Below are 21,043 nucleotides of genomic sequence, written 5' to 3' on the forward strand. Positions count from 1 at the left end.
TTATTAGAACTGTTCGAGTCCTGCTATGTAAAAATATTATGATGCTATAGACTTTCTTTATGCAGCGGTATTTCTATAAAAAACGAGGTGCCGATATTAATCTCTGTCTGAAAGGTTATTTTTCCTCCCATTCCGTCTATAGTCTGTTTCACAAAGGCCAGCCCTAATCCTGTTCCAGAGCTTTTAGTTGTAAAATTAGGACTGAATATATTCGGAATCACATCTCGCGCTATACCATCACCATTGTCGTGTACGATGATTTGCACCCAATTGTCTTCCAGCAGGTGGGCTTGTATATTAATTTTGTGTTTGCGACGTCGTGAGGTCGCTTCAATTGCATTTTTTAATAGATTATTGAAAGAACGAAGTAGCTGATCACGGTCCCCTAGTACAATTATTTTTTGCAGCTTCGTGTGGTTTTCAAACACGATAGCTGTGTTTTGGTTGTTGTTGTAGACATCCAAGGACTTGTTGATTTTCGCAATCAAATCTATTGGTACCAGATTGGTGTCCGGAAGCTTTGCAAAAGCCGAAAACTCTGATGCGATGTGCGACAGGGCGTCAATCTGTTGGATGAATGAAGTCGATATTTTCTGAAAACGCTCGGTAAGCCGTGGGTCGTTTTCGTAAAAGGAACGGCTAAGTTGCTGTATGCCGAGTTTCATCGGTGTCAATGGATTTTTGATCTCATGTGCGACCTGTTTTGCCATTTCTCGCCAAGCACTTTCCCGTTCTGCATTGCGCAGCTGTTTAGCATTTTCCTCTAGCTTTACCAACATGAAATTATACTCTTTTACCAGTACACCGATTTCGTCATTTTTCTCCCAGTAAAGGGGTTCGTTCTGCTTACCTCCAAGATTAGTCTGCGATAATTTCTTGCGGATAATCTGTAAGGGTTCTGTGATTTTATTGGAGATATAGACCGATAAAAATACAAATACAATAATGATAATCGTGTAGACATTCAGTATCGTATTCAGCAGAATACTTCTGTTTTCAGAATCGTAGGCACTCGAGTCGAAATAGGGAATACCTAGATAGGCAATCGTATGGTAGTTTGAGTTTCGGATGGTGGCATACGAAGAGACGTAGTTAAAGTCCGCGATGGATTCGTTATTCTGTGTTTCTGTCTTTTTTAATACATTGAGCGTGATAAAAGCATCTGGATTGATGTATTCGGATACTAGCTTTTGATCGTATATTTTAGGCTGTGTCGTAAAGAACAGCTTTCCGTTTTTGTCATATAGATTGAAGTCTGTGATCAAAACATCCGACATAGAGGTCATCAATGCTTTTAGGTCTGTAGTGGCGTCGCCAACCGTATCGATTAATGCCCTGGTCTCTAGCTTGGTGACCAGTTCTGAGATATAGTTAAGCCGCTGACTCTCTATATTCTTTTGGGATTGATAACTCACGCTAAAGAAAGTAATGAGCCCAGAGATCACAATGGCAATTAAAACTGAAGAAATCACCAATGTCTGTATACGGGTACTATAGCGTATTCGCGACAATATGATCCGTACCTGATAACTGATATTACGGAGCTTGAAATCCTGGCGAAGATATTTTGGTATAATAACCAGCAAGAACTTGGAAATAGCAAGTGCTAAATATAAGGTTAGAAAAGCGACCGAGGCTACAGCAATATATTGCCAATACGAATGGTGTGGCTTGCTTACGATTATCGTAGTTTCTTTGTTCGGCTTGTAGATGATGTGGTAGAATCCATTATTGTCGTCAAGATAAAGAAATTCGTGTGTCTTTTGGGGATAGCTATTGTCCGAATTTGGATAGGTATATTTTCCGTTCTGGGTGATTAGGTTTCCATTCTTATAGAGTGCAAAACTGTCTTTTATAACCCGCTGTGGACTGACTCCTTCTTCCGACTGAGACTCTGTGAGTACAGGAAAGGGAAAGTTAGGGTTAAAAGCTTTACTCTTGAAGTCCAGAATGACAGAGATATTTTGTTCGTTGGCCACAGGAAAAGTTACAATACAGAAATATTCATAAGTTCCTATTTCGGTCTGTACTTTATAGAATAGATCCGTCTCATTGACTTTAATGGATTTATTGATGACCTTCTCCCGATACTCATCCATTTTGTTTCCTGCATACTTACCTAGCGGAGTTTCATTATAGTAGTAGTAAGCCCTGAATTCATATTTCGAAAGATATCCACCTAGATATTTTCGTTTTATATATTCACTGATCATCTTCGTATCCGGATTCGGCAGTGAGATCTCTATCAGATGTTTTAGCTGTTGGTCACTTTGAAGATTGTATTCTATATCCGAAAAACGAGAGATAGCCTCGATATCATCGTCCGACTCTAATGTCGTCAATGTTATTTTCATCTGCTCTTGTTGCGTTTCCTTGACAGCCTCGGCGTACTTGATCGTAGATATCAACGCGAGCGCAACTAGAGACACGACATGAGTAGACAGATTATTATCCTTGAACATCGAGTAGTCGAAGGAGCGAACCATAATAAGGACACCTACCAATACATTGAATAGGCTGAAATCCTGATTGATTGTGCCCAATATCAAAAATTGTACAATCGTTATGAGTTGGATGTTGATATTCAGTGTTGCCTTATGGCATACGGCCTTTCCAAAGCCTAATATCAGGTCTGTTAAATAAATTAAGGAGAGGATACTGAGACTATATATTAGCGCATGGATAAATGTCTGGGGATTAAGATAAAAAATCTGTACGAAATCCTTGTGCGTAATAGGGGAGTGTGTAATCAGCGTCGTGATTTGGTCAAAGCCCCAGTGGAAGCAAATATATAGCGCGGATAGTAGAAGGTAGTATATTAGGACCCCTATGTTTCTTTGTTTGAGTTTATTGGGGATTTGCCATTGATCCTTTATATTTTTAGCAAAGCATAAAATCCAAAAGATAGCTATATTATTGATTAAGAATGACCATAGGTTGGGGGAGAGGTAACTGTATGCGTAATATCTCGGATCAAAGATGTCCAAGCTGGAATATTGCGTGAACCAATTCGTTTCGATATCTATAATGCGGACTAGAAAAAAGGTGAGCAGCAAAATGATAACAGAAAGAAACGGGTAGCCTCTACGCGCTAGTGTCAGGCAGGCACCATTCACCCAGATGACAAAACATAGGGTCCCCAAAATCCAACATATCAATTGTATTTTGAGAAATATGCTGTTGTGTTTTCCCTCCTTTAGCTTAACCGAAAACAAAAAGGTATTGTCCTTAGCATAGATATTCTTAATATTTTCAGAGTCCCCAAGATTAGCGAAACGGAGATTATCCGTCTTCAGGAAGCTAAAGAACTGGGTCGTCTTAAAATATCCACTGGATGCATTGAAACTCCTTTCTATCGGGATCAAGGCCAAGACACTGATTTCGTCAGATATTTTCTTTTTTTTGACAACAAATGAAAAGTTTTCTGTCTTTATAAAGCTTGTTTCGTTTTTGAGTCCCGCTTCTGTCTCTGGAACGTACATGTTGGAACTCCAAAAAATTGGCTTTTTGTTTTTGTATAGGTAGAGGTATACATTTTCTTCTTCATAGCGTTGGGAAATCTCTTTTAATTGTAAGGGATACCTATCGCTATTGACAAAAGTTTTAAGATACAGGGAGTCTGCAAAAATATGATCAACCAGTTTTTCTTTCGCTCTTAGATTCTCTGTGAGGTGTTTGGTATCTAGCTCTAATATGTCGGTGTCAGATATCGATTTCCGGATAGAAAAAGCTGTTGCTATAAATAACAGCGTCAGTACTAATAAAAGAATGCGAAGGTTATTCTTCATCACAACGGGTAATTTGCTAATTACAAACTAGAGGGTGTCAGTCTTTAGATTATTGATGTTAAAAATAATGTATTAAAGACTAGTATACAAATATGAGGGGGATATTTAGCTTTTAGGAACTTTGGTCTTGAACGAAAAAAGGCCCCTTTTGGGGGCCTTTATATAAATCTAATGGATTTTATTTAGATTTTTTTTCGTCACCTTCCATTTGCTCTTTTAATTGAGCTAATACACCAAGGTCACCTAAAGTAGATTTCTCAACAGAATCTTTTACTTTTTTAACAGCAGTTGATGCAGCTTTAGCATCTTTTTTACGGCTGTTAGATTCTTCTTTGCGAACTTCTTCTTTAGCATCTTCCCAGATACGAGAGTGAGAAATAACTAGACGTTTGTTCTCTTTATTGAATTCAATAATTTTGAACTCTGTTGCGTCATCAACTTTCAAAGCACTACCGTCTTCTTTTACAGAGTGTTTAGATGGACAGAATCCTTCTACACCGTACTGTAAAGCTACGATATCTCCTTTTTCACCTACTTTGATAACAGTTCCTTCGTGAATTGAACCTTCAGTAAAGATTGTTTCAAAAGTATCCCAAGGGTTTTCTTCTAATTGTTTGTGACCTAAAGATAACTTACGGTTTTCTTCATCTAGTTCTAAAACAACTACGTCTAATGTTTCACCAACTTTAGTGAATTCGTTAGGGTGGTTGATTTTTTTAGACCAAGAAAGATCAGAGATATGGATTAAACCATCGATACCGTCTTCTAGTTCAACAAATACACCGAAGTTAGTCATGTTTTTAACAACAGCTGATTGTTTAGAACCTACAGGGTAACGCTCTGTGATGTTTTGCCAAGGATCTGGAGTCAATTGTTTGATACCTAAGCTCATTTTACGGTCTTCACGATCTAACGTTAAGATTTGAGCTTCGATTTCATCACCTACTTTTAAGAACTCTTGAGGAGAACGTAGGTTTTGAGACCATGACATTTCAGATACGTGGATCAATCCTTCTACTCCTGGGATGATTTCTAAGAAAGCACCGTAGTCAGCAACAGTAACGATTTTACCTTTTACTTTAGAACCGATTTCTAAAGCTGTATCTAAAGATTCCCAAGGGTGTTGAGAAAGTTGTTTTAAACCTAATGCGATACGTTTTTTCTCGTCATCAAAATCTAATACAACAACGTTGATTGTTTGGTCTAATGCCAATACTTCTCTCGGATGCTCGATACGTCCCCAAGAAATATCAGTAATGTGAAGTAAACCATCTACACCACCTAAGTCGATGAACACACCGAAATCTGTAATGTTTTTAACAGTACCTTCTAATACTTGACCTTTTTCTAATTTAGAAACAATCTCTGATTTTTGGTTTTCTAAATCGTCTTCGATCAATACCTTATGCGAAACTACTACGTTTTTGAATTCGTGGTTGATTTTCACAACTTTGAATTCCATAGTTTTTCCGACATAGATATCGTAGTCACGAATAGGTTTGATGTCGATTTGAGATCCAGGTAAGAAAGCTTCTACACCTTTGATGTCTACGATCAAACCACCTTTGGTACGTGATTTAACGAAACCATCGATGATAGCATCATTTTCCAATGCTTCGTTGATAGCTTCCCATGATTTTTGAGTTTTTGCACGCTTACGTGACAATACTAATTGACCATTTGCATCCTCTTGTGATTCAACAAATACGTCTACAGTATCCCCGATTTTTAAATCAGGAAGATCACGAAACTCAGTTTTTGCTACAAGACCATCTGATTTGAAACCAACATTCAAAACCACATCTTTACTATTGATAGATACCACGATACCTTCAATAATTTCGCCTTGGTTGATTTGGTTGAAAGTACCTGCGTACTGTTCTTCCATTTTTGTACGTTCTGCTTCGCTGTAATTACCGAAAGCTTTCTCGTCAGCATCCCAATCAAAATCTCCAGCTGGAGTAATCCATGTGTTGGATTTGATTTCGTCGATTAAGTTTGAATCAGCTTCAGACTCAATCTTTTCAGTGTCTTTCACTACTTTAGTGTCAGCACCTTGTAGCTCTGCGTTTTTCGCCGCTAACTCTTTTTCTGCTTCTTGTTTTTTTGCCATTAATTAATTATCTCCTTTTCCCTACATTGTAGGAAGTGCAAAGATACGAAAAACTTTTATTTACAATATTTTATGTGAAAAAAAAGTTTTCGACACCACAGATAGCGTTAGTCCTGATTTAACGCTTAATTAGAAGGCTGTTTGAAAGAATTATAAACTTTAGGTTTGACGATCTTGATGCTCTGTTTGGATAGGGTGATGCTGGCATTCAATTCAAACCCTATCAACAAGATAAGTGAATTGAGGTACATCCATATCATTATCACGATGATAGTTCCTATAGAACCATAAAGTTTGTTGTAGGCATTGAAGTTATTGATGTAGAATACAAATCCGGAAAAGGTAAGGATGGCCAAGACGGTCGCTAACGTTGCACCGGGACTAAAAAGCTTCCATCTTTTGGAGGTGGACGGAGCGAATTTGTAAAGCATACTGACCGTGCTGAAGTAAATGGCGAATAAAATAATCCATCGAGCAGCCTTTATGATAAACGTCCAAAACCAAGACATATCATAGCTGATTTGATTTTTGAGGTAGGTAATAATCATACCTGCTCCAGTAAAAACTGTTATCCCTATAGTAAGAGCTGTAATAATGGCAAATGACAGGCCCAATGCGATAAGACGTCTTTGCCCCCAACTTCTTTTCTCTCGGGTCAACGAGGATTTATTGAATGCCATCATTAAATTCGTCATTCCGTTGGTCGAGAAAAATGTGGCTAACAAAAAACCGAAGGACATGAGTCCACCGTTTTGATTTTTTATAATATCTTCTAGAGTCGACTCTATCGCTGTGAATGCTTCAAAAGGGATCACTATAGCCAAAAAGTCCATCAGTCCCTCTTGAAAATTGTTAATGGGAATATAAGGAATAAGCGTAAATAGAAAGATAATACCCGGGAATATTGCCAGCATAAAGTTGTACGCAAGAGAGGATGCTTTGTTGAGTATCGCTTCTCTTTTGATTTCCTGAAAGAAGAATACAGCTACAGTATACAGTGGAAGGTTGTTAAAGCCCGGGAGAACGGCAGTCTTGGACCATTCGATAAATTTGTCGTAAGGTCTTAGATGGAGTAGACTGTCGTGTAGCTTTTTCATTTAGCACCTTTGCTATATAAAATAGGGTGCTATCTTCTCCATGAAAATCTCTGGAGCACGGCAGGGCCTATTTTTTTTCATATCCACAAATACCAATTGGGTGCTGCCTGTATTGAGTAGGGTTCCCTGCTCGTTGCAGATTTCATACTCGAAATTGATACGGACATTGGGCTTTTCACGGATAGTAGTCTTTATCGTGATGAGCTCGTCATATTTAGCCGGCTGTAAGTACTTCGTGTGCATTTCAAGTACGGGCATCATGACCCCCATATCCTCGAGTTGTTTGTAGGAGATGCCTGTTTGACGGAGCATCTCCGTACGTGCTACTTCATAGAAGGCTGCATAGTTACCATAATAGACATAGCCCATTTGGTCTGTCTCCGCATATCTTATCCGTAGTTGGTGTTCGTATATAAACATTTAAACGCTATTTCTTGATGTTTCTGTCATCCAATGCTTTTTGGAACTTCCGTGCATTTACCAAATGTTCTGTCACCGTTGTGGCAAAAGCATGGTATCCGGAGAAGTCCTCTTTGGCACACATGTAGATATAGTCATGCTGCGCTGGGTTTAGAACAGCATCAATAGCGACAATAGGAGCCATGGTGATAGGTCCCGGAGGCAGTCCTTTGTATCTATATGTATTATAGGGATTGTCAATAGTGAGGTGCTTGTTCAGTACACGACGGATAGTGAAGTCATTATTTGCAAAAATAACAGTAGGGTCAGCCTGTAAAAGCATTCCTTTTTTCAGCCTATTCAGGTATAATCCTGCTATCTGTGGCATCTCATCGTTGTGTAGTGCCTCCCCTCGTACGATAGAAGCTAAGATAGAGACTTCTATAGGCGTGAGATTTTGTTTCTCTGCTTTTCCCTTTCTTTCAGCAGTCCAGAATTTTTTATACTCTTCGTTCAGTCGTTCGATTACTTTGTCTGGTGATGTATTCCAATAGATGTTGTACGTGTTGGGTATAAACATCGCAAAGAAATTATCTTTTGTAAAGCCATACTGCTCAGCAACAGCTTCATTGTTTAAGATCGCACTAAACTGAGCAGAATCTGCTTCGAAGCTTTTGCCCAATAGACCTGCCAGATTTTCTTTTAGACGGATATTGGCGAAACGCAATTTTACAGGGTCTTGTAGGCCGGCTCTCAGGTTGCCTATCAATTTTCGGTTACTCATGCCCGGTGTCAGTTTGTAGCGGCCCGCTTTAACACTTTCTGGAAAGTCCATGGCCTTTGCCACGATATTGAAGTGCTCGGGATCTTTTACAAGATTCTCCTGTCTGATGCGGCGTAGTACACTTTCATAAGAGTCATTCGTGTGTACGTAAAGGTATTCCTGAGCGTCTGTGACCGATGGCCCCCAGAAAATCTGGTATGCCTTCCATCCGATAAAAGCGCCGATGATGAGAACCGCGATTAAAATTCCTTTTAACCAAGTTGGGAAAGCTTTCTTTGCTGTCATGTTTAGTCGTTAGATAGTGTCAAGTTGATTGGTGTACCAATGCTAATAAACCGTGAGGTCGAATCTGGAGACTGCGCGATGACACGTGCTGTTGTCGAGTCCGTGATTGCTCCAGATATAGCGCCAATATGGAGCCCCAGTCCCTGCAGAGCAAATTTAGCTTCCGATAGCGTAAGGTTCAATAACATGGGGACTTCAACTTCGTTAGCTCCTTTACCGTTGCCCAATACGACTGTAATTGAAGAACCTTTGGAAATCATTCTTCCGGCATTAATTTTTTGACCACCAAATTGAATACCTAATACCACGTCTCGCGCGATGTCATTGATATAAATCGTGTCTCCAATCTTTAAATTATGGTTTTTTAAGATTGCCGATGCCTCGATCAGGTTTTTCTCAATGACATCAGGTAGTGCAATCTCTGGTGCGACCTGGGTAATAATCGTAAGGTATATGGTTCTACCGCCTTTCACTAAAGCCGACGCCTCAGGATCCTGCTCTATAACTAAGCCTGGTTTGGCATCCATTTGGTAGACGGAGTCTATTTTGTATTCTAATCCCGCTTTGTCTAGTATTTGTTTGGCTTCAGATATTGTGAGCCCCTTTAATACAGGTACCTCTTGGGCATCGCCATGCTTTGTGTAGATTTTAAGACCGAAGTAGACTACGAGAAATAAAACGATAAGTGTGATCAGTGCATAAATCAGATTTTTTCTGAACACATCTGTTCGTAAATAAAGCAATAGTTTGGACATGAAATGAAATTTATATAAATCCTTGTGTTCTACTAAAAGGGTAGAATCTTTTTTACATTGTAGTTTTACTAAGCAAAAATATTCGTTTTTCCCCGTATCACAAATTATATTTCCTTTAAACAGTCAAGTATTTAGATAGAACAGAATACGGGGATGTTTGTTTTTCCCCTCTAAGTGAATGCTATCGCCTAAAAAAGACTTATTTGCTGCGTTTTTATTTGGTGTTGATTAGTGAATGATGCACATTTTTTTTAGGTTTGTGGGAGTTAAACTAGCTAATTAGATTCTAAATGAAAACAAAAGTAGCGTTAATTACCGGTGGATTTACGGGTGAAGCCGAGGTGTCTTATAAAAGTTCGGCTTTTGTCTATAGTCAATTGGATAAAAGTAAGTATGATGTGTATATCATCGATATCACCAATGAGGGGTGGTATGGAAGTGCGGGTGAGGGTGAAAAAGTGCCTGTTGATAAAGGTGATTTCTCCTTGCACATTAGCGGCAATAAGATTCTTTTCGATGTTGCTTTAATTATTTTGCACGGTACGCCAGGGGAGGATGGACGTTTACAAGGATACTTTGATATGATTGGATTGCCTTACACCTCATGTGGCGCATTGACTTCTGCGCTGACGATGAATAAAGGTTATACCAAATCCATTTTGGCAGATATCCCCGAGATCAATGTTGCTAAGTCGGTATTGCTGTTTGAAAACCACCGCAAAGATGGTATCCGTCTCGTGGAAGAGAAGTTAGGATTACCTTATTTTGTTAAACCCAACGCCGGAGGATCCAGTATTGGTATGACCAAGGTTAAAGAGGCTGGACAGTTACAGGAGGCACTGGACAAAGCCTTTGATGCAGAGAATACAGGTAAGCAGGTGCTGGTGGAAGAGTTTGTCCAAGGACGAGAGTTTTCGCAGGGTATATTTAGAAATACGAAAGGCGAACTCGTGGTGCTACCGGCTACAGAAGTGCGTACCACAAGGGAGTTTTTTGATTTTGAGGCCAAGTATATTCCGGGGCTGACAGAAGAGATAACACCAGCCGATTTGAATGAAGAACAGCGTGATCGTGCAGCTCGGATTATCAGAGAGATTTATGTTCGATTGGATTGTAAAGGTATGGTTCGTGTCGATTTCTTTTTAGAACATGATACGGACAAGTTCTATTTTATTGAAATCAATACGATTCCTGGACAGACGGCACAAAGTTTTATACCGCAGCAGGTAAGAGCTTATGGGATGAAGGAAAGCGATTTTTATGGCGAATTGATAGAAACCGCATTGAAATAATAAACAAGGAGTCCATTTTTGGACTCCTTGTTTTATGAAAGTTTACTATTAAAACGAAAAACGTTTCAGGTCAGGCTTAACAAGCTTTGGCCTTTTTAATTCTTCCTGATATAATACTTCTCCGAGATTCTTTAGGAAAGGATACGTAACTGTTTCGTATTCATAGATTCCATCATTGTAAATGCCATTCTGATTGGATTGAACAACGACGGAAACCAAAAACTCAACTCCTTTCTCGAAATCGACGATGTATGCATTGTCGATATTATAGCCATAGGAGTCCCCATATTTATTAAAACTTCGGATATTTTGAAAAGAACTTATCGATTTGTCTCGCCCAAAGTATACGAATTTACTATAGGTAGGCCAAAATTCGTTGGCGTCATATTTCGGATAAGTTACCTCCTGAGGGCTCCTTGACATATAATAATAGATGAAACGGTAATCGTCTTCTGTTAGATTAAAACGTTGTTTCACGGGAAAAGCCTCAGGGAAAAGCAGTTTTTTCAACATTAATTGCTGGTCCGCTAAAGCATATACATTCAGTCCCTCGAAAGACCAGGGTTCATGGACGAGTTCATCTGCTGCGTTCATATAAGCGATTCCTTGTACTGTGTTTTTAAGCCAAGGCATCTCATAATCCTTAGGGTCATATTGAGCATCTTGTTTGTAGATGATTTGATCATCCTTGTAAAAGGTGAATGGATTAGTGTGTTTAGCCCAGATACCTTTGTCTCCTATAGCTAGCCTATTTACAATACGACTGTATTTGCTGCCGTGTTTTTTAAGTTTATCATTTATTTCGGCTCTGCCCACAAATTCGAAAAGTCGGTTATGTCCGTCGTTGTCTGAGGTGAGCAGAACCTTTTTAATATAATGGGCAATACTCGGTAGTGAATTCTCTGATGAATAATCAGTCCTTACCGAAGTCTGCCTTTCATAAGCAGAGTCTATTCTCAAGGGGGTGTTCTTGTCGAGCCCATCGATCTTGAGCTCGTTTATCTTTTCTAAAGCAAAGATAGCTGTTGGTAATTTGACAGTGCTCGCAGGGTAAAAGTACCAGGTCGGATCCAGTCGGTAGCCAAACGATTTGAAATGAGGGATATTGTTTTTATCTCTGTCAATTTGCGTGTAGAGTATTTGAACTTCATGGTGCGTTGGATGCTTTAGTATCTGTCCAAATAGCTCTGGATTTTTCTGAAGCAATAGGACGAGGTAGGTACTGTCAATCTGCTGTGCCATACCAATCGAAATACTCATAATTGTAAAATAGAAAAATATAAAAATGCGCATGGTGGAAATCTTAACGCATGGAAGTTACGAAAACTAAAAGTATTTACCGCTCAATGGTTCTAAAAGTTAGATTTATCCGGGGTTGTATAGCGCTCTTTGTTGGGGGAAGCCGGTGCAGCCAATGGGTTTGTGTTGTACCCTTCATCATCAATAATGATCCATGTTCCAATACAATGTCTATTTTTTCCTTGCTTACTTTGTGCTTAAAACAGAATTTTCGCTCTGCGCCCAACGTTAAGGAAGCAATAGCTCCGTTTTTTTTCAAGTCCTTTTCGCCATCACTATGCCAGGCCATACCTTCAGTACCGTCGTTGTAAAGATTCAAGAGACAAGAGTTGAAGGTCTCTCCGGAGTGCTTTTGGACCATTTCCTTTAGCTCCAATAAGCAGTCAATCCACGGTAGGGCTGTTTTTTGGATGCCAGAGTAGCTGTATTCAAACGGTAGATCTCCATACCAGGCGACCATTCGTTTGGTGAAGATATGTTTTCCGAAAATAATCGCTTCATCATGTCTCCACGCAATCTGCTCACGCAGTAACTCAAAGTACCGGTTCGCATTGGGCAGTATGACACCATGGTAATTGACAGTACCGTCATAGGGCAGCCAGTTCTTATCCGGATCATCAAGAGAGAATAATTTCATGGACAACGGATTTATGGGGTTACCTGTGCATTTTCCCAGCCTATTATAGCCGTTTTTCGTGTAGGCCCCCACATGTATCCCCCGATTACTCCAGAAGCCTGTATCACCCGATGGCAGGGGATTAGGTAGGCAATTGGGTTGCTGCCAATTGCTGTCCCCACAGCTCTTGAAGCTTTTGGGTTGCCGATGTGTTCTGCAATCCGTCCATAGGTCTCTAGCTCTCCCAAAGGAATTTGAAGTAAAGCTTCCCATACTTTCAGCTGGAACGCCGTTCCTTTGACATGTAGTTTTATGGGGTCTTTAGCATCCTTCTCACCATTCATAAAGTCACGTACTTGTTGATGAAAAGGGGAGGCGGATTCTTTAAAAGACGCATGGGGGAATAGATCTATTAAACTTTTTACCCCACTATCTCGATCAGTGACGAATGCAATGTGGCAAATCCCTTTTTCTGTTGCTGCAATAATGATTTCTCCAAAAGAGGTGTCAGCATAGTCATATGTTATGACTAACCCCTCACCTTTATTACGGTATTCGTGGGGAGTCATTCCTTCTAGTTTGACAAAAAGTTCGTGTAGACGACTGCTGCTGCTGAGTCCGGTTTTAAACGTCGTTTCAGAAATCGATTCCGATTTCTGAAGCAATGATTTTGCATGACTCAGACTGATGTACTGCAGAAATTTTTTAGGTGTAGTACCTGCCCATTCGTGAAATAGCCTTTGGCAATGAAATGGACTTAAATGGATGTGCGCAGCGATATCTTCCAGGCTAGGTTGCCGATCAAAATTGTCTTTGATATAAACTATTGCCTGTGCTATACGCTCGTAATTCCAGTGTCTTTCTTTCTCATTCATACACAAATTTCAATTTTAAAAATCGGGCATGCAATCCGAAAATTGCTCAAATACAATTTGCTTTAACTATTTTCTAGGTTCCATCCGAACTAAATACTGATCGTTTTCATCTTCATAAAGAACCTGCACGACCCAGTTTTCTTCGTGAGCGATACGTATTAATGTGGCTTGATCCATATAGAGCCATTTGAATGGAGCTCCTTTATGGCCCTGAAATTCGTATTGATACCCAATCTCTCCAAAGTAATAGTCAGGTCTTTTGATACGGTATTCTTCGTAGAGGTATGAAATGTCCGAACTGTCGAATAATAACTGACCCCGGTCGGTCAATAGTGTTTTGGCGTGATGCAGTAATCTACGAAAGCCGGCCAGATCCCCGGCCAGTCCTATACCATTCATTAAGAACAACAATGTGTCATACGTTCCTTCGGAGTAGTCCCAAAAGCTATGTTGGACAATGTTTAAAACGCCCCGCTCTCGCATGATGTTGCAAGCCGACGCAGATATTTCTAAAGCAGTAGTTTCAAATCCTTTTTCTTGTAGGTACAATGCATGCGAGCCAACTCCAGCACCCACATCCAATACCGTACCATCACATAATGACAATGCGATCAACTCCAGCTCAGGGAAGTCCTCTTCTGTACGAAAAAAGACTTCAACAGGCATTTCTTCAATGTCGCCATAGGTGCTGTGTAATAATAAAGGCTGGCTTAGTTCTCCGTTTCGATGGAACTGGTTTAGTGCTTCGCCATAAATATCTCTATGCATGTTCATCAAGTTGTAGGTACCGTATCGCCATTTCAATTTCGGCCTGGTCTCCGGTATGTTTTAAAGGTTCGTCAGAAAGTTTTATTACAGGTGTCCATTCCCCATCCTCAGGAAGGCTTTCGGTCATTTTTAATACAATATTCATGCGTTCTAAGCCGACATCGTTGGTAAAGTCTGTGCCGATACCAAATGAATAACCGATTTTACCATTACAGTAGTTGGTGATTTTCTCCACCTTATCATAGTCGAGTCCATCGGAGAAGATGATGGTTTTTGATAAAGGGTCAATCCCTTTCGATTCATAGTGTTTAATGGTCTTTTTTGCAAACTCAATTGCATCCCCACTGTCGTGGCGTACACCGTCAAATAGCTTAGTGAGCTTTTTATCAAATTGCCTGAAAAATGCTTCAGTGGTATAGGTGTCGGAAAGAGCGATCCCTAAGTCGCCCCGATATACATCCGACCAGTTTTCCAGCCCCAATAGATTAGCCATTTTATACCCATATTTTGCCGCGTGAAACATGAACCATTCGTGGGCATGTGTCCCAATTGGCTTTGTCCCATATTTCATAGCCAGATGGACATTGCTGGTTCCTATAAAGGTCTTTGAGGGGTGGGCTTTCAGTGTTCTGATTACCAGGTCATGTACTGCATAGGAGTGCCTACGGCGCGTACCAAAGTCCGCAATGGTGATTTTCAACTTGTCGTATTTATCCATTTTTCGGTCTACAATATCCATCACCTGTTGGTCATCTACTCTTTTTGCATCACTCATTTCATAATACAGTTCACAGATTAATGACATGATGGGTACTTCCCATAGGATTGTACGGTACCAAAATCCCTCTATTTTGACGGACAATTCTCCGGCGTGCTGTGTAATACGGACTTCTTCAGGGTTGTAGCGATACCCTTGGAGGAAATCAAAATAGGTGGGGTCGATGTAAGGGCATGTTTCGGCGAAGAACTGTTTTTCGCCATTGCTGAGTTTAAGCGTGGCCATTGCGCTGACTGCTTCTGTAAGCTTTTCGGCGAATCCCTCAGGGAAAACGTGTTTACCTCTATTGATGAATTGATACTTAGCTTTCGCTTTTGGAAAGAGTTTGACAACAGCATACTGCATTGTAAACTTGTAAAAGTCGTTGTCTAGGAGAGATTCAAGTCTTGCCATATCAGAGTCTGTCTTTTTTTTGATTGTCGCATTGTCTACAGCGGTCAAGAACCAAGGTAGAGAATACTAAGCGTGAACGAAAATACCAAAAATAATTTAGCAGAGCTTCGTATTTCAATAGTCATCGAATCCTTTTTACGAAAAGAGCGAGCAGAATTCCTTCTGCTCGCTCGATATTTGTTTCAATTTAATAGCTGTTTTTTGTTTAAATCAAGACTAGCGTCTGCTTCTCTCTCCTGCTTCACTACTGCTACCGCCACGTCTACTGGACTGAGCTTGTTCAGAGCGGTTGCCCGAGGATCGGGAGGAAGTGCCTGTTGAGCTTTCTCTGTTTGAGGCTTGAAACACAGGCTGCGATTCCCTGCGTTGTTGTGTACGTCCTTCCGGTTGACGGTTCCTCTGCTCTGTTTGAGGCTGAGCAGGAGACTGTCTGCGACTCTCGGACGATCCACGGCTCGTTTCAGTTCCACGCTGTGTACGCGATGAACTCCCTTCATTGTTACGTTGCACTTCCCTCGAGCGATTGTTTTGTTCCTGTTGTGGTTGACGCTGTGTGTTACTTTCGGTTCCCCTTACAGGCTGTTGCTCTCTGGATGTTCCCCGGCGCGAACTATTCTGGTTTTCAGATTGCGACTGGCGTTCTGTTCCTCTTTCCGTTCCTCTTGAAGATTGTTGTTCCCTGCTTGTGGTGCCACCACCGCGCATGCTGGAGTTTCCATTTCTATCGATACTTGTTTCACCTCTACTATTTTCAGTTCTAGACGAGCCCGCTTCCGAACGACGGCTTCCTGTGGAGTTCGTTGTGTTACGGTCAGTTCTGCTCGAATTACTTTCGCCTCTCGAGTTGCTGCGGTCTGTACGTGTCGATCCAGTCTCTCTACGGGAGCTACTTGTTCCGTTATCGGGACGGTACATAGATACAGAGTTGCGGCTTGTTGTTGCAGACCCTGGTCTCGATGACTCCCTGAATTCACGTACTTCTACTCTACGGCCACTGGTACGTTCCATATCTCTACGAGAAGGGCCACCATAGTAGTGGTTGTTATTTACGATGTACGTGTTATTGATAATCGTTGTGTTATTGTATATGGCAGGACGGTCATAATAACTATACCTATACACGTTTCTAGAATGGATATGTCCTACCGGTGCAAATATCCATAGATCTATAGGTAATCCTATCGATACGTGCACACCGATACGGGGAGCCATAGGTGCCCATCCGTAATAACCATTACCAGAGCGCCAATCGACCCATGCCGGTCCCCATTCATAACCAGGTATCCAAGCCCATCCTCTATAACTATTGTGTACCCAGCGGCCATAGTGGAATGGCGCCCATCCCCAAGAATAGCCCGAAACCCAAGTGTTTCCATATTCCGTCATTGCCCAATAGCCGTTTGTGCCATAAGGTCTGAAGTCCCGATTGACTCGAGGGTACCATATTTCCCCGTAGGTTGGATCGTTTTCCCAATAACCATAAGGAGAAAGCTCGTCATAAAAGACGTCCAGGGATATTCCTCCATAATACTGGGCCTGTGCTGTAGATGGCTGTAAAAGATTTGTGAAAATACAAACCAATGTTACGATTAATACTGTTATCCCCCTTTTCATACGCTTTGCTTTCTTAAAACTTTATTATTCTATATTCTTCTTTGTTGGTAGGACGCTCTAATGGTGGAGAAGGTTTAATCGTGATATTACGAGTAAACTTAAAATAAAAAAAATGGTAGTTTTATAGCTACAATTTAAGGTTCACCTATTTTGTGACCTCAATAAAAGTTAAAATTGTGTACCTTTGGCCAGTTTTTTGATGAATACATAGTTGTTTTTATTCACTTCTAAAAAGATAAATGGGAAGGAAATTTAATAATCTGCTCCTCGAGTTTGCACGGTTACATCGCTTTTTGATGCGAGTACTGCGCGAGGCAGTAAGTCCACCGTATGAGTTTAAGGAGATTGTTCGGCAGTGTTACGAAATAGGTTGGAAATCTTTTCCTCTTATCGGGTTGACCGGATTTATCGTAGGATTTGTTTTTACCAAGCAGTCTAGGCCTTCACTAGAAGATTTTGGTGCCACCTCTTGGTTGCCAGCATTGATTTCTATCGCTATAGTTCGTGCATTAGCACCTTTAGTTACCGCTTTGATTGCATCCGGAAAAGTCGGATCACAGATTGGAGCTGAACTGAGCTCGATGAATGTTACTGAACAGATCGATGCGATGGAAGTTTCAGGAACCAACCCGTTCAAATTTTTAGTGGTCAGCCGTATTATCGCGACCACAATTATGATTCCTATTCTGTGTTTTTATATTGCAGGGATTGGTTTGTTCGGTGGGTATTTAAGTATTATCGGTAATGATCAGTTGAGTTTATTGAGTTTCTTTACCCAGGTATTTGACAAAATCGGTTTTGTAGACATATTCGCCATGACACTACGTGCTGTTGTATTTGGATTTACCATAGGATTTGCAAGCTGTTACGTCGGTTATTACTCTTCTAAAGGAACTGAAGGTGTCGGTAAGGCAGCTAATAGCGCAGTCGTAGCCTCCATGTTTACGGTATTCATTGAAGAGTTGCTTATAGTTCAGGTATTATCTTTAATTTCTTAAAAGATGGCAAAGGTAGGAAACGTAATTAACTATGAAGACTGTGTGATCCACGTGGATAATGTAAGTAAGTCTTTTGGGGATCTGCACGTATTGCGGAATGTGGATCTGAAGTTATACAATGGAGAGAACTTAGTTGTTTTGGGAAGATCCGGTACAGGGAAATCGGTGCTTATTAAGCTGATATCGGGATTGTTAAAGCCAGATACTGGTGATATTACTGTTTTAGGACAGCGTGTGAATGATCTGACCGAAAAAGAACTGATGCAATTGCGGTTACGGATAGGTTTCTCTTTTCAGAACTCAGCATTGTATGACAGTATGACCGTAAGGGAAAACCTAGAGTTCCCTTTGGTGCGTAATAAAAGAAATCTGACAAGAGCAGAGATAGACCGTGAGGTGGAAGATGTATTGGATGGAGTAGGTCTGCTTCAGGCGTTGAATCAGATGCCGTCAGAGTTATCAGGTGGACAAAAGAAGCGTATTGGTATAGCACGCACACTGATATTGCGTCCGGATATCATGTTGTACGACGAGCCGACAGCAGGATTGGATCCAATCACCTGTTTAGATATCAACGGTCTTATCAATGAGGTGCAAGAACGGTACAAAACTTCATCCATTATCATTACCCACGATTTAGCTTGTGCCAAAATGGTCGGGGACAGGATGGTGATGTTATTGGACGGTAAGTTTGAAAGACAGGGTACCTTTGAGGAAATATTCGATACAGATGATACTCGGGTAAAACCATTTTATGATTATAATTTTATAGTATAATAGATTAAGAATGAGCGTAGCAGAAAATAAACGATCACTAATTGTAGGACTTTTTGCATTAATAGGTCTGGTGATCCTGATCGCAGGTATCTTGGTATTAGGTACCCAACAAAATAAGTTTAGTAAAAACCTTATCGTGAAGACTTATTTTCATGATGTAAAAGGATTGAAAGTAGGTAATAACGTTTGGTTTTCCGGGGTTAAGGTCGGTATTATCAAAGAAATTGCTTTCGAGGACGTAGAGAACGTCCGTGTAGTCATGAGCATACAGGAGAAAGATAGCCAGTTTATCCGTAAAGACGTGGTAGCTACCCTAGGTTCAGATGGTCTGATCGGTAATGCTATTATCAGTTTGGTGGGAGGTACAGCTGCTAACCCGGAGATTCAGGATGGAGATGTAATCAAGTCTGGAGCTAGTGGTGGTATGGATCAGATGATTGGACTTTTGCAGGAGAATGGTGCAAACCTAACTGTAATCACTCAAAACTTTGCAAAGCTATCCCAACAGATGGTGGAAGGTAAAGGGACAATCGGCGCGCTATTAACAGACGATGCAATAGCGACAAACCTTAAGTCATCTGTCGTTTCTTTAAATAGTGTGATGACAGATGCCAATAAAGCAGTTAATAATCTGGTAACACTTACTGGTAAATTAAATAATAATCAAGGGCTTATTCACGATTTGACAACAGATACGGAGGTGTTTGCGAGCTTGAGAGAGTCTGCTGCGCAGCTGCAGGGAGTTACACAGACTGCAAATGCACTGATGGAAAACCTGAACAAGACTTCTGCACGGTTGAATGATAAGGATAATGCATTAGGCGTACTTACAAATGACGCTGAAGCGGCAAATGAAATACGACAAATCCTCAAAAACTTAAACACTAGTACAGAGAAACTTGATGTCAATATGGAAGCATTGCAAAGTAATTTCCTATTGCGTGGGTACTTTAAGAAGAAAGCAAAAGAAGCAGAGAAAGAGTCGAAAGATGCGGTTTCAAAATAAAGTTTAAGCGGAAGAGAGCATATTAATATGGGAGTAATTACAGATAGCGATGTTATCTACGAAGACAATCATTTGATTGCGATAAACAAACGTGGGGGAGATATTGTGCAGGTAGACCCTTCAGGAGATAAATCTCTGGAGGAAATGCTGTCCGAATACCTTGCGAAGAAATATAATAAACCTAATCGTGCTTTCGTTGGTGTTATCCATCGTTTAGATAGACCAGTTAGCGGTATGATCTTGATGGCTAAGACGAGCAAGGGCTTAGATCGCATGAATAGGTTGTTTCATGATAGAGCAGTAGAGAAGACTTACCTTGCAGTGGTCAAAGAGCGACCGCCGGCACTCAAAGGTAAGTTGACCAATTGGCTTTTGAGGGACCGCAAAAAGATGGTGACCAAAGCGTATGATCGGGAGGTTAAGAATGGGAGCTATGCTGAGTTGGATTATGAGGTGCTGGGACAGTTGGATGGATTTTATTTATTAAAAATCAACCCGCTTACAGGGCGTACACATCAGATAAGATGCCAACTAGCCTATATGGGCTGTCCTATTGTCGGGGATAACAAATATGGTTACCCTCGGGGATCCACACGTCGCACCATATGTTTGCACTCTAGGTCTTTGTCTTTTAAGCATCCGGTGACCGAGGAGGCGATGTGTATCGAAGCTTCCGTGCCAGAGGATGGTTTCTGGGAAAAATTTAACGCATTATTACGTAAGTAGTTTAATTAGGATATATCCGTCTTAATTCTTTAACTTTGTGAAATGAAAGCAGTTCGCTATACACTTATTTCTGGAATGCTATTGCTAGGGATGGTTTTTATGAAGCCGACAGTGGTAGTATCACAATGTGCTATGTGCTCGCTAAATGCGGAGAATAGTACACAACATGGAAACACCCAAGGTAAGGGGTTGAATAATGGAATACTTTTTTTATTAGGAGCACCTTTCTTGATCGGAGCGGGTATAGGGATTTTATGGTATAAAAAATATCGCACAAAATCCCCAAAACAAACTCTCTTATCGCATCACTCGTAGTGATGCGGCCTTATCATTTATCCTTTACTTATTTATAGATATTGCATTACACTATCGAAAATAAATGCTTTTTCGTTGTGGTGCTGTGTAATGTAGTTTTGTAGTGAAAGCAAATGCTCCGATTGAAACTGTTGGATGTCGTTTTCATCACTAGCGATTAATTGAACACAATAGGTGTGTCCTTCATGTGGAGAGTTTAGCATTTTTAGAAGTTTAACTTCTGCTGGTAGAGCTGGTGCCCAAGATTGTTGGATCCAAGGTAGAAGTTCCTGATGTTGACTCTCTTCGATTATAATAGAAATATTGTATAGATACATGATGCAAAGGTACGAAATGTAATTTTTCAACCTGTAAAAAAAAAGTTG

Annotated in this window: 19 protein-coding genes; 6 read left to right on the top strand and 13 right to left on the bottom strand. The window is 40.6% G+C overall.

The genetic code is table 11. The annotated features are described in order from the left end of the window. Nucleotides 1-44: 44 nt before the first annotated feature. From CLV99_RS01725 to CLV99_RS01750, 6 genes are all read right to left on the bottom strand, one after another. On the bottom strand, nucleotides 45-3,788 hold the full coding sequence (locus CLV99_RS01725) for an ATP-binding protein (protein WP_133582765.1): 3,744 nt from the start codon (nucleotides 3,786-3,788) through the stop codon (nucleotides 45-47). 178 nt (nucleotides 3,789-3,966) lie between these two features. Next, nucleotides 3,967-5,901, bottom strand: coding sequence for a 30S ribosomal protein S1 (rpsA, locus tag CLV99_RS01730; RefSeq protein WP_133582766.1), 1,935 nt, complete (start codon nucleotides 5,899-5,901; stop codon nucleotides 3,967-3,969). A gap of 125 nt (nucleotides 5,902-6,026) precedes the next feature. Then, nucleotides 6,027-6,998, bottom strand: a complete 972-nt coding sequence (locus CLV99_RS01735; RefSeq protein ID WP_133582767.1) for a YihY/virulence factor BrkB family protein — start codon at nucleotides 6,996-6,998, stop codon at nucleotides 6,027-6,029. Nucleotides 6,999-7,010: 12 nt separating this feature from the next. After that, nucleotides 7,011-7,418 carry an acyl-CoA thioesterase gene (locus CLV99_RS01740; protein WP_133582768.1) on the bottom strand — a complete coding sequence of 136 codons (408 nt, stop codon included), beginning with the start codon at nucleotides 7,416-7,418 and terminating at the stop codon, nucleotides 7,011-7,013. 7 nt (nucleotides 7,419-7,425) lie between these two features. Further along, the gene (gene mltG / locus CLV99_RS01745; RefSeq protein ID WP_133582769.1) at nucleotides 7,426-8,466 is read right to left on the bottom strand and encodes an endolytic transglycosylase MltG; all 1,041 of its coding nucleotides are present in this window, start codon (nucleotides 8,464-8,466) and stop codon (nucleotides 7,426-7,428) included. Between the two features lie 2 nt (nucleotides 8,467-8,468). Next, the gene (locus CLV99_RS01750) at nucleotides 8,469-9,221 is read right to left on the bottom strand and encodes a PASTA domain-containing protein (protein WP_133582770.1); all 753 of its coding nucleotides are present in this window, start codon (nucleotides 9,219-9,221) and stop codon (nucleotides 8,469-8,471) included. 290 nt (nucleotides 9,222-9,511) lie between these two features. On the opposite strand from CLV99_RS01750, the gene CLV99_RS01755 reads away from it, so the two are divergent. Further along, a complete protein-coding gene (locus tag CLV99_RS01755; RefSeq protein ID WP_133582771.1) occupies nucleotides 9,512-10,513 on the top strand; it encodes a D-alanine--D-alanine ligase in 1,002 nt (333 codons plus the stop codon). Between the two features lie 48 nt (nucleotides 10,514-10,561). Here the strand turns inward: CLV99_RS01755 and CLV99_RS01760 are convergent, their stop codons facing one another. The 6 genes from CLV99_RS01760 to CLV99_RS01785 form a co-directional block, all read right to left on the bottom strand. Beyond that, nucleotides 10,562-11,773: a serine hydrolase gene (locus CLV99_RS01760; protein WP_246032679.1), complete on the bottom strand. Its 1,212-nt coding sequence runs from the start codon at nucleotides 11,771-11,773 to the stop codon at nucleotides 10,562-10,564. Between the two features lie 76 nt (nucleotides 11,774-11,849). Continuing rightward, nucleotides 11,850-12,449 carry an alpha-ketoglutarate-dependent dioxygenase AlkB family protein gene (locus CLV99_RS01765; protein WP_133582772.1) on the bottom strand — a complete coding sequence of 200 codons (600 nt, stop codon included), beginning with the start codon at nucleotides 12,447-12,449 and terminating at the stop codon, nucleotides 11,850-11,852. Between the two features lie 11 nt (nucleotides 12,450-12,460). Continuing rightward, the gene (locus CLV99_RS01770) at nucleotides 12,461-13,303 is read right to left on the bottom strand and encodes a bifunctional transcriptional activator/DNA repair enzyme AdaA (protein ID WP_133582773.1); all 843 of its coding nucleotides are present in this window, start codon (nucleotides 13,301-13,303) and stop codon (nucleotides 12,461-12,463) included. A 66-nt stretch (nucleotides 13,304-13,369) separates the two neighbouring features. Continuing rightward, nucleotides 13,370-14,071, bottom strand: coding sequence for a class I SAM-dependent methyltransferase (locus CLV99_RS01775; protein ID WP_133582774.1), 702 nt, complete (start codon nucleotides 14,069-14,071; stop codon nucleotides 13,370-13,372). Further along, nucleotides 14,064-15,242, bottom strand: coding sequence for a nicotinate phosphoribosyltransferase (gene pncB / locus CLV99_RS01780; RefSeq protein WP_133582775.1), 1,179 nt, complete (start codon nucleotides 15,240-15,242; stop codon nucleotides 14,064-14,066). The genes CLV99_RS01775 and pncB overlap by 8 nt, the downstream gene beginning before the upstream one ends. 216 nt (nucleotides 15,243-15,458) lie before the next feature. Then, complete coding sequence (locus CLV99_RS01785; protein ID WP_133582776.1) at nucleotides 15,459-16,856, bottom strand: DUF6600 domain-containing protein; 1,398 nt, start codon at nucleotides 16,854-16,856, stop codon at nucleotides 15,459-15,461. Nucleotides 16,857-17,095: 239 nt separating this feature from the next. Here CLV99_RS01785 and CLV99_RS01790 point away from each other — a divergent pair, with 239 nt between their 5' ends. The 5 genes from CLV99_RS01790 to CLV99_RS01810 are packed head-to-tail and all read left to right on the top strand — an operon-like array spanning nucleotide 17,096 to nucleotide 20,678. Then, the gene (locus tag CLV99_RS01790; RefSeq protein ID WP_133582777.1) at nucleotides 17,096-17,854 is read left to right on the top strand and encodes an MlaE family ABC transporter permease; all 759 of its coding nucleotides are present in this window, start codon (nucleotides 17,096-17,098) and stop codon (nucleotides 17,852-17,854) included. Between the two features lie 3 nt (nucleotides 17,855-17,857). Then, nucleotides 17,858-18,631 carry an ABC transporter ATP-binding protein gene (locus tag CLV99_RS01795; protein WP_133582778.1) on the top strand — a complete coding sequence of 258 codons (774 nt, stop codon included), beginning with the start codon at nucleotides 17,858-17,860 and terminating at the stop codon, nucleotides 18,629-18,631. A 10-nt stretch (nucleotides 18,632-18,641) separates the two neighbouring features. After that, on the top strand, nucleotides 18,642-19,637 hold the full coding sequence (locus CLV99_RS01800) for an MlaD family protein (RefSeq protein ID WP_133582779.1): 996 nt from the start codon (nucleotides 18,642-18,644) through the stop codon (nucleotides 19,635-19,637). Between the two features lie 27 nt (nucleotides 19,638-19,664). Then, nucleotides 19,665-20,363, top strand: a complete 699-nt coding sequence (locus CLV99_RS01805; protein ID WP_133582780.1) for an RluA family pseudouridine synthase — start codon at nucleotides 19,665-19,667, stop codon at nucleotides 20,361-20,363. 42 nt (nucleotides 20,364-20,405) lie between these two features. Beyond that, on the top strand, nucleotides 20,406-20,678 hold the full coding sequence (locus CLV99_RS01810; RefSeq protein WP_133582781.1) for a hypothetical protein: 273 nt from the start codon (nucleotides 20,406-20,408) through the stop codon (nucleotides 20,676-20,678). Nucleotides 20,679-20,710: 32 nt separating this feature from the next. Here CLV99_RS01810 and CLV99_RS01815 read toward each other — a convergent pair whose 3' ends face one another. Then, the gene (locus tag CLV99_RS01815) at nucleotides 20,711-20,995 is read right to left on the bottom strand and encodes a DUF4286 family protein (RefSeq protein WP_133582782.1); all 285 of its coding nucleotides are present in this window, start codon (nucleotides 20,993-20,995) and stop codon (nucleotides 20,711-20,713) included. Nucleotides 20,996-21,043: the final 48 nt, after the last annotated feature.

This window comes from Sphingobacterium yanglingense, from assembly GCF_004363245.1.
Taxonomy (GTDB): domain Bacteria; phylum Bacteroidota; class Bacteroidia; order Sphingobacteriales; family Sphingobacteriaceae; genus Sphingobacterium; species Sphingobacterium yanglingense.

Bases quoted from the DNA above. Each gene is read 5' to 3' on its own strand.
- CLV99_RS01790 (WP_133582777.1), top strand. From the start codon at position 17,096: ATGGGAAGGAAATTTAATAATCTGCTCCTCGAGTTTGCACGGTTACAT.
- CLV99_RS01805 (WP_133582780.1), top strand. From the start codon at position 19,665: ATGGGAGTAATTACAGATAGCGATGTTATCTACGAAGACAATCATTTG.
- CLV99_RS01755 (WP_133582771.1), top strand. From the start codon at position 9,512: ATGAAAACAAAAGTAGCGTTAATTACCGGTGGATTTACGGGTGAAGCC.
- CLV99_RS01785 (WP_133582776.1), bottom strand. From the start codon at position 16,856: ATGAAAAGGGGGATAACAGTATTAATCGTAACATTGGTTTGTATTTTC.
- CLV99_RS01740 (WP_133582768.1), bottom strand. From the start codon at position 7,418: ATGTTTATATACGAACACCAACTACGGATAAGATATGCGGAGACAGAC.
- CLV99_RS01760 (WP_246032679.1), bottom strand. From the start codon at position 11,773: ATGAGTATTTCGATTGGTATGGCACAGCAGATTGACAGTACCTACCTC.
- rpsA (WP_133582766.1), bottom strand. From the start codon at position 5,901: ATGGCAAAAAAACAAGAAGCAGAAAAAGAGTTAGCGGCGAAAAACGCA.
- CLV99_RS01765 (WP_133582772.1), bottom strand. From the start codon at position 12,449: ATGAAATTATTCTCTCTTGATGATCCGGATAAGAACTGGCTGCCCTAT.
- pncB (WP_133582775.1), bottom strand. From the start codon at position 15,242: ATGGCAAGACTTGAATCTCTCCTAGACAACGACTTTTACAAGTTTACA.
- CLV99_RS01775 (WP_133582774.1), bottom strand. From the start codon at position 14,071: ATGCATAGAGATATTTATGGCGAAGCACTAAACCAGTTCCATCGAAAC.
- CLV99_RS01725 (WP_133582765.1), bottom strand. From the start codon at position 3,788: ATGAAGAATAACCTTCGCATTCTTTTATTAGTACTGACGCTGTTATTT.
- CLV99_RS01815 (WP_133582782.1), bottom strand. From the start codon at position 20,995: ATGTATCTATACAATATTTCTATTATAATCGAAGAGAGTCAACATCAG.
- CLV99_RS01770 (WP_133582773.1), bottom strand. From the start codon at position 13,303: ATGAATGAGAAAGAAAGACACTGGAATTACGAGCGTATAGCACAGGCA.
- CLV99_RS01795 (WP_133582778.1), top strand. From the start codon at position 17,858: ATGGCAAAGGTAGGAAACGTAATTAACTATGAAGACTGTGTGATCCAC.
- CLV99_RS01750 (WP_133582770.1), bottom strand. From the start codon at position 9,221: ATGTCCAAACTATTGCTTTATTTACGAACAGATGTGTTCAGAAAAAAT.
- mltG (WP_133582769.1), bottom strand. From the start codon at position 8,466: ATGACAGCAAAGAAAGCTTTCCCAACTTGGTTAAAAGGAATTTTAATC.
- CLV99_RS01800 (WP_133582779.1), top strand. From the start codon at position 18,642: ATGAGCGTAGCAGAAAATAAACGATCACTAATTGTAGGACTTTTTGCA.
- CLV99_RS01810 (WP_133582781.1), top strand. From the start codon at position 20,406: ATGAAAGCAGTTCGCTATACACTTATTTCTGGAATGCTATTGCTAGGG.
- CLV99_RS01735 (WP_133582767.1), bottom strand. From the start codon at position 6,998: ATGAAAAAGCTACACGACAGTCTACTCCATCTAAGACCTTACGACAAA.